We start from the raw sequence: 14,585 nt of genomic DNA, 5'->3' as shown, positions 1-14,585 counted from the left end.
TGGGATCGCCCCGCCGCGAGGACTGGAACGCACACTTCGGCGTTACTGAATCGTTCAAACGAATCTGCCACGGACGCTTGCGAAACGTTTTTCTCTGGAGTACATTCGCGGGCAAGCGCTTTCCATCCCGATCTACCGGAAGGCGCATCACACCGCACCAGAGGACGATGAACGTCACGCGGCATCGAGCGCAGACGTTCCAGAGAGGACAACGATGTTCAGCAGGAAGCGGGTTCTTGGAGCCGCCGCCGTCGCGGCCGGCGCCGCCCTTGTGCTGGCCGGCTGTGCCGGCGGAGGCGGCGACGCCCCCGACGGCGAGCCGACGTTCAACCCCGACGAGGAGGTCACGCTCGACCTCGCCTTCTGGGGCAACGACGTGCGTGCCGAGCTCTACAACGAGGTCATCGCCGCGTTCAACGAGGAGTATCCGAACATCACGGTGAACTCCTCGTTCCTCGCCTTCCCCGAGTTCTGGGAGAAGCGCCAGACCGAGGCTGCCGGCGGCAACCTCCCCGACGTCATGCAGTTCGACTACTCGTACCTGCGCCAGTACTCGCAGAACGAGCTGCTGCTCGACCTCGACCCGTACCTCGGCAACATCATCGAGACTGAGCCGCTGCCGCAGAACATCCTCGACATCGGCGTCGTGAACGACACGACCTACGCCATCCCGACCTCGACCAACGCGTGGGGCATGTACACCAACCCGGTGCTGCTCGAGCAGGCCGGCGTCGAGGAGTTCGCCGGCGGAACCTGGGAGGACTACACCGAGTGGATGGGTGAGGTCACCGACGCCTCCGGCGGCGCCTTCTGGGGCGGCAGCGACTTCACCGGGCGCATCCAGAACTTCGAGCTGCAGCTGCGCGCCGAAGGCTCCGACCTGTTCAGCGACGAGGGCGAGCCCGGCTTCGACGAGGAGCGGCTGACCGAGTTCTGGGAGTCCGGACAGGACGTCCGCGACGGTATCGGCGTGCCCCAGCAGCGCGTGGAAGAGGTCGCCCCGCTGAGCCCCTTCGACACGGCGCTCACCGCGAGCGAGCTGACGTGGGACAACTTCGGATCGGGCTACCTCGGCAACCTCGGCGAGGCCTACACCGAGCTCGGGCTCGTCGCTCCTCCGATCACGGAGGAGGGCGCCAAGGACCTGTATCTCAAGCCCTCGATGCTCCACGCGATCTCGGCGAACACCGACCACCCGGAGGCGGCCGCGACGCTGGTGAACTTCCTCATCAATTCGCCCCAGTCCGGTGAGATCTTCGGCACCAACCGTGGCATCCCCGCCTCGGAGACCGCCCTCGAGGCCGCCGAGCTCGACCCGCTGAGCCAGCAGATCGCCGACTACGAGGCCTCGATCGCCGACCGCCTGGGCGATGCCCCGCCGGTGCCGATCATCGGTTACGGCACCCTCGAGGAGAAGTTCCGCCAGCTCGGCACCGAGCTCAACTTCGGGACTGTCACGGTCGAGGACGCGGTCACGCAGTTCTTCGCCGAGATGGATGTCGTGCTGAACCAGTGAGTCCGTCCGGGTCCGGGCGCGCCGCGCCCGGACCCGGACCACCACCCGAACCACCCCATCGGAGAATCCCACCGTGAGCACCACAGCGACCAGAGTCATCGTGACGGGCGACAAGTCCTCGCGGCGATCCCTGTCACGAAAGCGCCGTCCGGAGCACGTGGACCGGCCAGGCCAGCGGTCGCGGCAGCGCCGCGAGACGCTGTCGGGATTCGGCTTCCTAATTCCGTGGCTGATCGGGTTCTTCGGGCTCACCCTGATACCGATGGTGTACTCGCTGTACCTGTCGTTCACCAGCTATAACATCTTCTCCCCGCCCAAGTGGATCGGGCTGGACAACTACATCCGCATGTTCACCACCGACCCGGCGTTCATGCAGTCCGCGCAGATCACACTCATCTATGTGCTGGTCGGCACCCCGATCACCCTCGCCGCGGCGCTGATCGTCGCGATGCTCCTGAACTTCCGCGATCGCGGCGCAGGCTTCTTCCGCTCCGCGTTCTACGCCCCGTCCCTCATCGGCGGCTCGGTCAGCGTCGCCATCGTGTGGCGGGCGATGTTCTCCGGCGACGGCCCCGTCGACAGCACACTGAGCTTCTTCGGAATCGACCTGGGCGGCTGGATCGGCAACCCGGCACTCGTGCTGCCGATGATGATCCTGCTGGCCGTCTGGCAGTTCGGCGCCACCATGGTCATCTTCCTCGCCGGCCTCAAGCAGATCCCGAAAGAGTTGTACGAAGCGGCCGAGATGGACGGCGCCGGACCCTGGCACCGGTTCCGTGCCGTCACCCTCCCGATGCTGAGCCCGGTGATCTTCTTCAATCTGCTGCTCGGGCTGATCGGCGCGTTCCAGGTGTTCGCGTCGGCGTACATCATCTCCAACGGCACCGGCGGCCCCGCCGGGATGACGAACTTCATCACCCTGTACCTCTACAAGCGCGGCTTCTCGGACGGCCAGATGGGCTACGCCGCCGCGATCGCGTGGGTGCTGCTGATCGTCGTCGCGATCATCGCCGTCATCCTCTTCCGCACCCAGCGCAGCTGGGTCCACTACGCCGGAGACAACCGATGAGCACCACATCCTCGTTCGGCGAGAACGCCCTCCTGATCACCGAGAACCAGACCGATCCCGACCCGAAAGCACCCACCGCGGGCCGCCGGAAGGTCAAGCGCAAGACCTGGCACACCGTGATCTGGCTGATCGTGCTGCTCGCCCTCGCCGCCGTCGTGCTCTACCCGCTGGTGTGGCTGTTCCTGTCCACCTTCAAGCCCAACGCCGAGTTCGGCCAGAACCAGGGCCTGATCCCCCAGAACCCGACGTTCGACAATTACGTCAAGGTGATGGAGGGTATCGCCGGCACACCGATGTGGAAGTTCTTCCTGAACTCGCTCATCATCGCCGTCGGCTCCGTGATCGGCACGGTCGTCTCATCGGCCCTCGCCGCCTACGCGTTCGCGCGCATCCAGTTCAAAGGCCTCGGCATCTTCTTCGCCGCGATGATCGGCACACTGCTGCTGCCTTTCCACGTCGTGATCATCCCGCAGTACATCATCTTCAACAACCTCGACATGGTCGACACCTTCTGGCCGCTGCTGCTGCCGAAGTTCCTCGCCACCGAGGCGTTCTTCGTCTTCCTGCTCGTGCAGTTCATCCGGCAGATGCCCCGCGACATGGACGAGGCAGCCCGCATCGACGGCGCCGGCCACCTCCGCATCTTCTGGTCGATCATCCTGCCGCTGATCAAGCCCGCCCTGATCACCTGCTCGATCTTCGCGTTCATCTGGGCCTGGAACGACTTCCTCGGACCCCTGCTGTACCTCACCAGCCCCGAGAACTACCCCCTTCCGATCGCGCTCCGCCTCTACAACGACGCGTCGTCGGGCGGCGCCGACTACGGCGCCACGGTGACCGCCTCGTTCATCGCCCTTGTTCCCGTCCTGCTGTTCTTCCTCGTCTTCCAGCGCTTCCTCGTCGACGGTGTCGCGACCCAGGGATTGAAGGGCTGACGGATGCCGCAGACCATGGACCGCCGGCAGCTGCGAGCCGCGCGCCACGCCGACGCCTCGGGCAGCGGGCCCACGCTCGACGAGCGGGAGCCGTCCCGCTTCCCCGGCGCGAAGGGGGCGTTCGCCCTGTTCGGCGAGGTGCTGCTCACCGGCCTGCTCATCACGGCCGCCGGCCTCGCGGTCATCACGCTGCCCGCGGCACTGGCCGCTGGCATCCGCCATCTGCGCCGTTACGTGAATGCCGAGCAGTCCCACGCGAGGACGTTCTGGCAGGACTGGCGCCGGGCGCTCCCCGGCGGACTCGTGGTCGGCGCGATCGCCGCGATCCTCGCGCTCGTGCTCATCCTCGACATCGACCTCGCGGGCTCGGGTCTGCTCCCCGGCGGCCCCGCGGTCGCCGTCGTGAGCTGGGCGGGCCTCGCGGCCGTCACGGTCGCGCTGCTCACGGCGGCCGGCGCGTGGACGCCCGAGCACGGCTGGCGCACCGCGGTCCGAAGCATCCCGCAGTCCGTTGCCGCAGACCCCGTCGGCGCGGTGTACCTCGCCGCGGCCGCGGTGCTGGCCGGCGTCGTGACCTGGATGCTGGCGCCCTTGATCATCGCCGGGCTCGGCTGCGCCGCCTTCGCGGTCGTCGCCGTCCCCGCGCGCCGCGGCCGGCGCTGATACGGCCCCTCGACCACCTCGACACACAGAACAGGAGCTGCTCGACGTGCTCTATGGCGCCGACTACAACCCCGACCAATGGCCGGAGGACGTGTGGGACGAGGACGTCCGCCTCATGCAGGAGGCCGGCGTCAACATCGTGAGCCTCGGCATCTTCGCGTGGTCGCGCATCCAGCCCGCCGAGGACGTGTGGGACTTCGACTGGCTCGACACGGTGATCGGCAAGCTGCACGCCGGAGGCATCGGAGTGAACCTCGCGACGGCGACCGCGTCTCCCCCGCCGTGGGTGAGCGCCACCTACCCCGAGACCCTGCCGGCCGACGAGTCCGGCGCGTCGTACTGGCCGGGCAGCCGTCAGCACTTCGCGCCGTCGTCGCCGACGTACCGGCGCCTCGCGGGTGAACTCGTTCGCCGGCTGGCCGAGCGCTACGCCCACCACCCGGCCGTCATCATGTGGCACGTCGGCAACGAGTTCGGCTGCCACCTGCCGATGGACTTCTCCGACGCCGCGCGCGACGCCTACCGGGTGTGGCTGCGCGACAAGTACGCGACGATCGACGCCCTCAACGGTGCGTGGGGCACGAGCTTCTGGTCCCAGCGCTACGGATCGTTCGACGAGATCTTTCCGCCGCGACTCGCGCCGTACAGCCACAATCCGTCGTCGATGCTCGACTTCCGCCGGTTCACCTCCGACATGCTGCTCGAGTGCTACCTGATGGAGCGGGCGATCCTGCACGAGGCGGGCGCGGCGCAGCCCATCACGACGAACTTCATGGGCCCGTTCAAGCCGGCGGACTACCGCCGGTGGGCCCCGTTCATGGACGTGATCGCCGACGACTGCTACCCCGACCCGTCCAATCCGCACCGGGTGCGCGATGCGGCGTTCCAGCGCGACCTCGTGCGCTCGCTCAAGCCCGGCGTGCCGTGGCTGCTGTGGGAGCAGGCGACGGATGCTGTCAACTGGCGTCCCTCGAACCCCGGCAAGCGTCCCGGCGCGCTCATCGCCGAGACCGCGCAGTCCATCGCGCGCGGGGCCGACGGCATCATGTTCTTCCAGTGGCGTCAGTCCCGTGCCGGCAGCGAGAAGTTCCACTCCGCGATGCTGCCTCACGCGGGCACCGAGACCCGCGTGTGGAACGCCGTCACCGAACTGGGAGCGCGCCTCGCCGCCCTGCCCGAGCTCCCCGCCCCTGGACGCGACGCACGGGTTGCCCTCGTCTTCGACTGGGAGGCCTGGTGGGCGGTCGAGGAGCGCGACCACCCGACGGAGATCGACTACCTCGCGCTCGTTCTCGAGTGGTACGGCGGGTTCCATGCGCGCAACATCCAGGTCGACATCGTCGGGCCCGAGGAGGTCGACGCAGGCTACGACCTCGTGGTCGCGCCGGCGCTCTACCTCCTCCGCGATGAGGGCGCCGCTGCGCTCGCGCGGTTCGTCGACGGCGGCGGTATCCTGCTGGCCGGCCCCTTCACCGACATCGTCGACGAGCACGACCAGTTTCGGTCAGGAGGCTTCGTCACGCAGCTGGCCCCGGTGCTCGGCGTGCGCTTCGAAGACTTCGGCGCTCTCGGCGGCGTCAGCACCGGCGGCGCGGGCGTCGGCGCCCTGAGTCCGCACGCGGCGCAGGCCGCGCGGGCGACCGGCGCCGCGGCGACCGTGACCTTCGGACTCGATGGCGCGTCGCTCTGCGGGCGCCTGGTCGCCGAGCGGGTTCACGCCGTCGACGCCACCGTCGTCGCGTCGTTCGAGACCGGGCTCACCGCAGGCTCCCCCGCGCTCACCCGCCACCCGCATGGGTCGGGCGAGGGCTGGTACGTCGCGACCCAGCCTGTGGCCGCGGGGCTCGACGCCGTCGTCGCGACGGTGATCGAGGCATCCGGCGTCCGCCCCGTCGTCGCCGGCCTGCCCGCCGGCGTCGAGGCGGCGCGTCGCGGCGACCTCGTGACGCTCATCAACCACGGCGACGTCCGGGTCGAGATCGCGATCGAGGGGATCGACGCCGAGACCGGCGCCCCCGTCGAGCGTGTGGCCCTCGAGTCCCAGGGGGTCGCCTTCGTGCATGCCCCGGCCGCCGCAAGCGAACCTGCACGCAAGACCGAACCGTTCGTGGCGGAACGGTCCGAGGCATCCATCGCCACCGCCGGCATCCCGGCCCGCTGATCCGGTCTGCACGCCCACAGTCGAGGAGCCCCATGACCGACTCATCCGCGCCGCTCCGCGTGCGCTTCGGCGAGCGCGACGACAGCGCGCGGCGACCGCGGATGGGCAACGAGGAGGACCGGCGTCCCGGCCTCGAGGTGACGAGCCGCGCGCTGGTGCGCGACGGGCGCCCCTGGCTGCCGGTGTCGGGCGAGCTCCACTACAGCCGCGTCCCGCGTGGACGATGGGTGGAGCGCCTGCGACTCATGCGGGCCGGCGGAATCTCGGTCGTCTCGACATACGTGCCGTGGATTCACCACGAGCCGGTGCGCGGCCGGGCGCGATTCGACGGCGGCCTCGACCTGGCGGCATTCGTCGATGCGGTGAGAACGGAGGGTCTGGAGCTCGTCCTCCGTATCGGCCCGTGGGTCCATGGCGAGACGCGCAACGGCGGCCTCCCCGACTGGGTGCAACAAGCGCCCGTTCAGCATCGCAGCGATGATCCGGCCTACCTCGAGCTGGTTCGGGAGTGGTTCGGCCGCGTCGCCTCGACGCTCGACGGACGCTGCACACCAGAGACTGTGCTGGCGATACAGCTCGAGAACGAGCTGTACGACCAGCCGGATCATCTTGTGACCCTCAAGCGGCTGGCTCGCGATGCCGGGATGTCGGCACCGCTGTGGACGGCGACCGCGTGGGGCGGCGCCGAGCTGCCCGATCCGGAAGTGCTGCCGCTGTGGGGCGGATACGGCGACGGATTCTGGGTCGACCCGCAGGCGCCGTGGGATCCGACCTTCCGTGCGCACTACTTCTTCTCCGACCAGTGGGACGACCCGGGCATCGGCGCCGACGTCCGCGGCGGGGATGCGGATCGCCGGGCCGGCCTGTCGCCATGGTTCCCGCCGGCGACCTGTGAGCTCGCGGGCGGGATGGCGACCGCGTACCATCGACGGCCGCGCCCGAGCGCTCTCGACATCGCTGCGATCGCCCATGCCAAGCTCGGCAGCGGCTCGGTCTGGCAGGGCTACTACATGTACGCCGGCGGCACGAACCCCGCGCCCGACCTCGAGGAATCCCAGGCCACGGGCTATCCGAACGACATGACTCGGCTGAGCTATGACTTCCACGCGCCGATCGGCGAGGGCGGCCGAACGGGTCCGAGCCACGCCGCGCTTCGTGTGCAGCACGCCGTCATCGAGGCGTTCGGCGATCGGCTCGCTCCCCTTCCGGCTCACCTCCCGGATGTCCGCCCGAGCGGCGTCGAGGATTCCGCGACCCTGCGCTGGTCGGTGCGCGGCGCGGACGATTCCGGCTTCGTCTTCATCGGGTGGCACCAGCCGCACGTGCCGCTGCCGGTGTACCACGGGGCGCAATTCGAGCTCGAGACGCCCGGCGGCCGGCTCCGGCTCCCCCCTCGGCCGGTCGACATCGCACCCGGCACCCTGGCGTGCTGGCCCATCGGTCTCGACGTCTCGGGGGTGCGGGTCGACTGGGCGACGGCATCCGTGCTGACCGTTCTGCCCGGCACCGCGGACGGCGCCGCACCAACCCTCGTGCTGATCGAGACCGCCGGCGTGCCCGTCGACCTCGCGAGCCGCGGGCGCGTGCATCGGCTCGTCCCTGGCGGTGAGGCGCGGCAGCTCGAAGCCGACGGCTCGCGTGTCGACGTGCTCGTCCTCGCGGCCGAGGACGCGGGCCGGGTGTGGGTCGTCGGTGCGGCCGGCGCGCGCCGACTGTTCCTCACCGACGAGGAGGTGACGTGGGATGCCGAGGGGCGCGTGTCGGTGCGCACGAGCTTCGAGCGGCCCGACGTGCGGGAGTTCGCCGGCGGGCGATGGCGCGTCCCGGCGTGGCTGCACACGGCCGGAACGGCGGCCGTGGCATCCGTCCCCGTGGAGCGGATTCGGGATGCGTCGATCCCCGCGGGGGACTACGGCTCGCGCGCAGGCCGTCACTCCGCGCCCAATGACACAGTGCTCGACGCGCACGCGGCGGTCTACCGGCTGACGCTGCCCGAGTGGGCGGACGACGACGCCGTACTGCGCGTGAGGTGGGCCGGCGACGTCGCGCAACTGCGCGTGGACGGGGCGACGGCAACGGATCGGTTCTGGGACGGCTCGGATCTCGTCGCGCGCGCGAGCGACATCGGCGCCGTCGCGGGGGCGTGCGTCGAACTCCGCATCCTGCCCCTGCGAAGCGACAGCGGCGTGCACCTCCCGGCGGATGCTGCGGCACGTCTCGCCGCGTCACCGGCGGCGCTCTGCGAACTCGACGGCGTCAGCATCGATCAGCGCTCGCTCTGGCGCGAGGGGGCGGCGAAGTGAGACGTCGGCGCCCGGTCGCAGAGAGGACAGCGGGAAAGCGCTTGCGTGGCATCCATGCTCGTGGCACACTACTGGAAAGCGTTTACCCACCCCGTCCGCCGTGGGTGACCCCAGACTCCCCGGGCGACCGCGCCGTCACCCGGAACCAAAGGAAAGAAGGACGATCGTGACCGACACGACGCTCGCCCCGGCTGCGGCCGAGGCCCCTGCCGCCCGCCCCGAAGTCCGCGAGATCGGCATCATCATGAACGGCGTCTCGGGACGCATGGGCTACCGCCAGCACCTCGTGCGCTCGATCCTCGCGATCCGCGAGCAGGGCGGCATCGAGCTGCCTGACGGCACGAAGGTCACGGTCAAGCCGATGCTCGTCGGGCGCAGCGAGGCCAAGCTCGCCGACCTCGCCGCCAAGCACGGCATCGAGGACTACACGACCGACCTCGACGCGGCCCTCGCCGACCCGCGCTGGGAGATCTACGCCGACTTCCTCGTCACCAAGGCCCGCGCGTCTGCGCTGCGCAAGGCGATCGCCGCCGGCAAGACGATCTACACCGAGAAGCCCACGGCTGAGACGGTCGACGAGGCGCTCGAGCTCGCGCGGCTCGCGAAGGAGGCCGGCGTCAAGACCGGCGTCGTGCACGACAAGCTCTACCTGCCGGGCCTTCAGAAGCTCAAGCGCCTCATCGACTCCGGCTTCTTCGGCCGCATCCTCTCGGTGCGCGGCGAGTTCGGCTACTGGGTCTTCGAGGGCGACTGGCAGCCCGCGCAGCGTCCCAGCTGGAACTATCGCGCCGAGGACGGCGGCGGCATCATCGTCGACATGTTCCCGCACTGGAACTACGTGCTCGAGAACCTGTTCGGCGATGTCAAGACGGTCTACGCGCAGGCGGCCGTGCACATCTCCGACCGCTGGGACGAGAAGGGCGAGCACTACACCGCGACCGCCGAGGACGCCGCCTACGGCATCTTCGAGCTCGAGGGTGACATCGTCGCTCAGATCAACTCCTCGTGGACCGTACGGGTGAACCGCGACGAGCTCGTCGAGTTCCACGTCGACGGCACGCATGGCTCGGCCGTCGTCGGCCTGTTCGGCGCGAAGATCCAGCACCGCAACGCCACCCCGAAGCCGGTGTGGAACCCCGATCTCGCCGACGATCACGACTACGACGCAGACTGGGCCGAGGTGCCCACGAACGACGTGTTCCAGAACGGCTTCCGCCAGCAGTGGGAGGAGTTCCTCGCCTCGTACGTGCTCGACACCCCGTACGAGTTCGATCTGCTCTCCGGCGCGCGCGGTGTGCTCCTCGCCGAGGCGGGCCTGCAGTCCAGCCGCGAAGGCCGCAAGGTCGAGCTGCCGACGCTGTCGCTGGACTGAGCGGGGAATTCCGGATGCCGCAGCTCACCCTTCTCTCCGACGCCGGGGCTCTCTCTGCCGCCGCGTTGAACGCCTCCCCGGGCTACGCCAAGCCCGAGGCCGCACTGCGCAGCCGCGTCGCGTACGCCGCCGCGCACGTCGTGCCGCAGACCTGGGCCGACAACACTCCGGGCCGGCCGGCAGAGGTCGACTGGGATGCGACGCTCGACTTCCGCCGCTCGGTGTACTCGTGGGGTCTGGGCGTCGCCGATGCGATGGACACCGCGCAGCGCAACATGGGCCTCGACGCCGACGCGACCCGCGAGCTCATCGCCCGGTCGGCACAGGTCGCGCGTGAGGAGGGCGGTTCGGTCGTCGTCGGCGTCAACACCGACCACGTCGACGATGAGCACATCTCCGTCGACCAGGTCATCGACGCTTACAAGGAGCAGCTGCACTTCACCGAGGAGCAGGGCGCCGGCCCCGTGCTCATGGCCTCGCGTCACCTCGCTCGGGCCGCGGCATCCGCTGACGACTATCGCCGCGTGTACCGCGAGGTGCTGTCGGCCGCCACCACGCCGGTGGTGCTGCACTGGCTGGGCACGGCGTTCGATCCGGTGCTCGAGGGCTACTTCGGCTCACCCGACTGGCGCGAGGCCGCCGACGTGCTCCTCGAGATCATCGGCGAGAACACCGACAAGATCGCCGGCGTCAAGATGAGCCTGCTGGATGCCGCATCCGAGGTGTCGGTACGTGAACGGCTGCCGGAGTCGGTGCGCATGTTCACCGGTGACGACTTCAACTACGTCGGGCTCATCGGCGGTGCCGACGTGCCCGAGGCGCAGCAGCCCGACCGCAACCCGGCCAGCAGCCGCCAGCACTCCGATGCCCTGCTCGGCGCGTTCGCGGCGATCACGCCGGTGGCTTCGGCCGCGATCCAGGCCCTCGATGCCGGCGACCCGGCGCGCTACCTCGAGATCCTCGGCCCCACGGAGCAGCTCAGTCGCCAGGTCTTCGCCGCGCCGACCTTCTACTACAAGACCGGCGTCGCCTTCCTGTCGTGGCTGAACGGCCACCAGCCCGCGTTCCAGATGGTGGGCGGGCTGCACTCGGCGCGCAGCCTCCCGCACCTGTCGCGCATCGTCGAGCTCGCCAACGCCTCACTTGCTCTGGAGAAGCCGGAGCTGGCGATGATCCGCTGGCACGGCATGCTCCGCCACAACGGTATCGACGTTCCAGGAGTGATCGCATGACCTTCTCATTCGACGGCACCGTGGATCCGCGGCTGTCGATCAACCAGGCGACCATCAAGCACGCCGACCTCGCGACCGCGCTGCGCGTGACGGCCGAAGCCGGCGTCCAGGCGATCGGCCTGTGGCGCGAGCCCGTGCAGGAGGTCGGCCTCGCCACGGCCGCCTCGATGCTGACCGACTCGGGCCTGCGCTTCACCACGCACTGCCGGTCCGGGTTCTTCACGATGCCCGAAGGTCCCGCGCGGCGCGCGTCGATCGACGACAACCGCGTCGCGATCGAAGAGGCCGCGACACTGGCAGCCGCCGGCGCCGAGGGATCGACCGCCATCCTCGTGCTCGTCGCGGGCGGCCTGCCCGAGGGCTCGCGCGACCTGGCCGGCGCGCGCGAGCGCGTGCGAGACGCGATCGGCGAGCTGGTTCCGGATGCCGCGGCCGCCGGTGTCACCCTCGCGATCGAGCCTCTGCACCCGATGTACGCCTCCGACCGCTGTGTCGTCTCGACGCTCGGCCAGGCGCTCGACATCGCCGCGGACTTCGACCCCGCCGTTGTGGGCGCGACCGTCGACACGTTCCACATCTGGTGGGACCCGGACGTGCTCGCCTCGATCGCCCGCGCGGGTCGCGAAGGCCGCATCGCGACGTACCAGGTGTGCGATTGGAAGACGCCGCTCGCCGCCGACGTGCTGCTGTCGCGCCACTATCCCGGTGACGGCGTCATCGACTTCGCATCGCTGACCCGAGCCGTCGAGGCCACCGGGTACGACCGCGACATCGAGGTCGAGATCTTCAACGAGCAGATCTGGGCCGCTGACCCGCTCGAAGCGGTGCAGCGGACGGCGGCCGGGTTCGCGGCATCCGTCTCTCCGCATCTGCGCGCGCGCGTCGCGGGCTGACTCCGGACGGTAAGCGTTCTCCCAATGCCCGGCCGAAACCGGACACAGGGCTTAGACTCTCGCCTGTGAGCAACCCCTCCGCGCCGGCCCGAGGCGCAGCAACCCTGCACGACGTCGCCCGCGAGGCGGGCGTCTCGCTCGCCACCGCGTCGCGCGTGCTGAACGGCTCGACCCGCAAAGTCGCGGAGAGCTATCGCGAGCGCGTCGAGGCGGCAGCCGAGAAGCTCGGCTACACCGCGAACCTCTCGGCGCAGGCGACGGCCCGCGGCACCTCCGCGATCGTCGCACTGCTGGTGGCCGACATCGCCGACCCGTACTTCAGCCAGCTGGCATCCGGCGTCGCGCGTGGCGCCGACGAGGCGGGACTGGTCGTGACCATCGCCATCACCGAGCGCGACCCGCAGCGCGAGGTCAAGCTCGTGCGCGCGCTCCGCGGCCAGCGCCCGCGCGGCCTCATCCTGGCTGCATCGCGCACCGAGGGACCCGATGCGGTCGGCCTGCAGTCCGAGCTCGACGCCTTCTCGGGCATGGGCGGCCGCGTGGTCATGCTCGGCCCCGGAACCGGAAGCACCCGGTCGGTCGCCGTCGACAACCACGGCGGGGCCGCCGCGCTCGGCACCGAGCTGGCACGCCTCGGGTATCGCGATGCGATCGTGGTGGCGGCATCCGAAGGGATCCGGACGTCCGACGACCGCGTCGCGGGCTTCACCGAAGGATTCGGCGCTGCGGGCGGCACGGTGCGCGACGTGCGCCGCGCCGGCTTCACGCGCGACGCCGGTTACACCGCCACGGAGGATCTGCTGCGGGGCGACGTCCCAGCCGGCACGCTCATCTTCGGCATCAGCGACGTCGTGGCGATCGGCGTGATGTCTGCCGTCCGGGATGCCGGGCGCCAGGTCGGCGCCGACATCGCGGTCGCCGGATTCGACGACATCGCCACGGGACGCGACATCCGTCCCGGCCTCACGACCGTTCGAGTGCCGCTCGAGGATCTCGGCTACCGCGCGCTGAACGCGGCGCTCGAGCCGGAGTGGGATGCGTCCGAGCCGCCGCTGCACCTCGAGGTCGTCGTCCGCGGCTCCACGCCGCCCCGCGACTGAGCGCGACCGATCCCCGCGACCGAGCCCGCCCGCGACTGACACTGCGCCGATCGGCGTGCCGGACCTGAATCTCGGATCCGGGAACCGGACTTCGCGCAGCTTTCCGGACCGCCGCGGGCCACAGCATCCGGAAACACGCGCTATCTCCGGTTAACGCACGCCGCCGCGCAGCACACGCGCCCGGATCCAGGAAGCGTTTCCTGTCCGAGTAGGCTGAGCCGACGGAGGGAGCAGCGGATGCCTCGACCACCTCGTGCCGACGGCGCCCGGGTGACGATCGCCGATGTCGCGGCGCGCGCCGGCGTGTCGCTGTCGACCGTCTCGCGCGCGCTGAACGGCAACCCCACCGTCGACCCGGCGCTGGCCGAGAAGGTGCGGGATGCCGCGGCCGCCCTCGACTACACCGCGAGCCCCGTCGCACGCAGCCTGGTGCTCGGCCGTACGCAGACCGTCGCCGTCGTCGTGCCCGACCTCGGCAACCCGACGTTCCAGGCCATCCTGCGCGGTCTCAGCCGCGCCGCGGCCGCCGACGAATACCACGTGCTCGTCGCGGACTCCGCCGAGTCCGTGGATGAGGAACGGGTGCTGGCCACCGCCACGCGGCGCCGCACCGACGGCGTCATCCTGTGCTCGCCGCGCCTCCCCCAGGACGAGCTCGACCGGCTCGTCGGCGGGCTGAAGCCGGTCGTCCTGATCAACCGCTCGTCGGGCGACGTGCCCTCCGTGCGCGCGGACTACCGCAGCGCTCTGACGGCCGAGCTCGAGCACTTGTACGCACAGGGTCACCGCCGCATCGTCTATCTGGCCGGCGTCGCGCGCAGTGTCGCCAACGCAGCACGCCTGGAGGCCATCGCCGAGTTCGCCGCCGGCCACGCCGACGCCGAGGTGACCGAGATCCCGTGCGGCGTCGACTTCGAGGCCGGTGCCGCGGCGGGGTCTGCGGTGCGGGCATCGGGTGCGACGGCGGCACTCGCCTTCAACGACCTCGTCGCGATGGGGCTCCTCAGTTCCGTGCAGGCGGACGGATGCCGCGTGCCGGCCGACCTCTCGATCGTCGGCTTCGACGACATCCCGTTCGCGCGCTACACCAGCCCACCCCTCACCACCTCGGCCGTCCCGGCGAGCGAGCTCGGCTCCGAGGCCTGGGCGCGCATGCGAGGGCTGCTCGACGGTGCCGAGCCGGAGCATCCGCTCTCGCTCCTCCCCCAGCTCACCGTCCGCGGCTCGACCGGCCCCGCGTCCGCCTGACCCTCCGGCCTCGCTGCCCGCCGAGCCCACGCGCCACCCACACCCGCCATGTCGTTCTCACGCCGAGCATGTCGGCGTGGTCACCGCGAAAAC

General features: G+C 70.2%; 11 protein-coding genes. All 11 read left to right on the top strand.

Going from position 1 to position 14,585, the window contains the following annotated elements; all coding sequences use genetic code 11:
* The first annotated feature begins 214 nt into the window (after positions 1-214).
* The 11 genes from ACLKM7_RS19320 to ACLKM7_RS19270 all read left to right on the top strand — a co-directional run bounded on the left by ACLKM7_RS19320 (position 215) and on the right by ACLKM7_RS19270 (position 14,492).
* Positions 215-1,516 carry an ABC transporter substrate-binding protein gene (locus ACLKM7_RS19320; protein ID WP_436448928.1) on the top strand — a complete coding sequence of 434 codons (1,302 nt, stop codon included), beginning with the start codon at positions 215-217 and terminating at the stop codon, positions 1,514-1,516.
* Between the two features lie 73 nt (positions 1,517-1,589).
* Complete coding sequence (locus ACLKM7_RS19315; RefSeq protein ID WP_168911718.1) at positions 1,590-2,585, top strand: ABC transporter permease subunit; 996 nt, start codon at positions 1,590-1,592, stop codon at positions 2,583-2,585.
* Positions 2,582-3,520: a carbohydrate ABC transporter permease gene (locus ACLKM7_RS19310; RefSeq protein WP_436448927.1), complete on the top strand. Its 939-nt coding sequence runs from the start codon at positions 2,582-2,584 to the stop codon at positions 3,518-3,520. Before ACLKM7_RS19315 ends, ACLKM7_RS19310 begins: the two co-directional genes overlap by 4 nt.
* A gap of 3 nt (positions 3,521-3,523) precedes the next feature.
* Entirely contained in the window at positions 3,524-4,183 is a 660-nt protein-coding gene (locus ACLKM7_RS19305; protein ID WP_436448926.1) for a DUF624 domain-containing protein, read from the top strand.
* Positions 4,184-4,229: 46 nt separating this feature from the next.
* Positions 4,230-6,344, top strand: a complete 2,115-nt coding sequence (locus tag ACLKM7_RS19300; RefSeq protein WP_436448925.1) for a beta-galactosidase — start codon at positions 4,230-4,232, stop codon at positions 6,342-6,344.
* Between the two features lie 32 nt (positions 6,345-6,376).
* A complete protein-coding gene (locus ACLKM7_RS19295; RefSeq protein ID WP_436448924.1) occupies positions 6,377-8,647 on the top strand; it encodes a beta-galactosidase in 2,271 nt (756 codons plus the stop codon).
* Positions 8,648-8,813: 166 nt separating this feature from the next.
* Positions 8,814-10,019, top strand: coding sequence for a Gfo/Idh/MocA family protein (locus tag ACLKM7_RS19290; protein ID WP_436448923.1), 1,206 nt, complete (start codon positions 8,814-8,816; stop codon positions 10,017-10,019).
* Between the two features lie 14 nt (positions 10,020-10,033).
* Positions 10,034-11,251: a dihydrodipicolinate synthase family protein gene (locus ACLKM7_RS19285; RefSeq protein ID WP_436448922.1), complete on the top strand. Its 1,218-nt coding sequence runs from the start codon at positions 10,034-10,036 to the stop codon at positions 11,249-11,251.
* The gene (locus ACLKM7_RS19280; RefSeq protein WP_436448921.1) at positions 11,248-12,144 is read left to right on the top strand and encodes a sugar phosphate isomerase/epimerase family protein; all 897 of its coding nucleotides are present in this window, start codon (positions 11,248-11,250) and stop codon (positions 12,142-12,144) included. The genes ACLKM7_RS19285 and ACLKM7_RS19280 overlap by 4 nt, the downstream gene beginning before the upstream one ends.
* A gap of 65 nt (positions 12,145-12,209) precedes the next feature.
* Positions 12,210-13,244, top strand: a complete 1,035-nt coding sequence (locus ACLKM7_RS19275; RefSeq protein WP_436448920.1) for a LacI family DNA-binding transcriptional regulator — start codon at positions 12,210-12,212, stop codon at positions 13,242-13,244.
* Positions 13,245-13,481: 237 nt separating this feature from the next.
* On the top strand, positions 13,482-14,492 hold the full coding sequence (locus tag ACLKM7_RS19270; RefSeq protein WP_436448919.1) for a LacI family DNA-binding transcriptional regulator: 1,011 nt from the start codon (positions 13,482-13,484) through the stop codon (positions 14,490-14,492).
* The last annotated feature ends 93 nt before the right edge of the window (positions 14,493-14,585 follow it).

The organism is Microbacterium sp. I2, from assembly GCF_051364985.1.
In the GTDB taxonomy this organism is placed as follows: domain Bacteria; phylum Actinomycetota; class Actinomycetes; order Actinomycetales; family Microbacteriaceae; genus Microbacterium.
The sequence above is the reverse complement of the archived record's forward strand: the minus strand, read 5'-3'. Positions and strand labels throughout refer to the sequence as shown.

What these genes read in the sequence shown, in the direction of transcription:
- ACLKM7_RS19320 (WP_436448928.1), top strand. Translation starts at nt 215, where the DNA reads ATGTTCAGCAGGAAGCGGGTTCTTGGAGCCGCCGCCGTCGCGGCCGGC.
- ACLKM7_RS19310 (WP_436448927.1), top strand. Translation starts at nt 2,582, where the DNA reads ATGAGCACCACATCCTCGTTCGGCGAGAACGCCCTCCTGATCACCGAG.
- ACLKM7_RS19305 (WP_436448926.1), top strand. Translation starts at nt 3,524, where the DNA reads ATGCCGCAGACCATGGACCGCCGGCAGCTGCGAGCCGCGCGCCACGCC.
- ACLKM7_RS19295 (WP_436448924.1), top strand. Translation starts at nt 6,377, where the DNA reads ATGACCGACTCATCCGCGCCGCTCCGCGTGCGCTTCGGCGAGCGCGAC.
- ACLKM7_RS19285 (WP_436448922.1), top strand. Translation starts at nt 10,034, where the DNA reads ATGCCGCAGCTCACCCTTCTCTCCGACGCCGGGGCTCTCTCTGCCGCC.
- ACLKM7_RS19280 (WP_436448921.1), top strand. Translation starts at nt 11,248, where the DNA reads ATGACCTTCTCATTCGACGGCACCGTGGATCCGCGGCTGTCGATCAAC.
- ACLKM7_RS19270 (WP_436448919.1), top strand. Translation starts at nt 13,482, where the DNA reads ATGCCTCGACCACCTCGTGCCGACGGCGCCCGGGTGACGATCGCCGAT.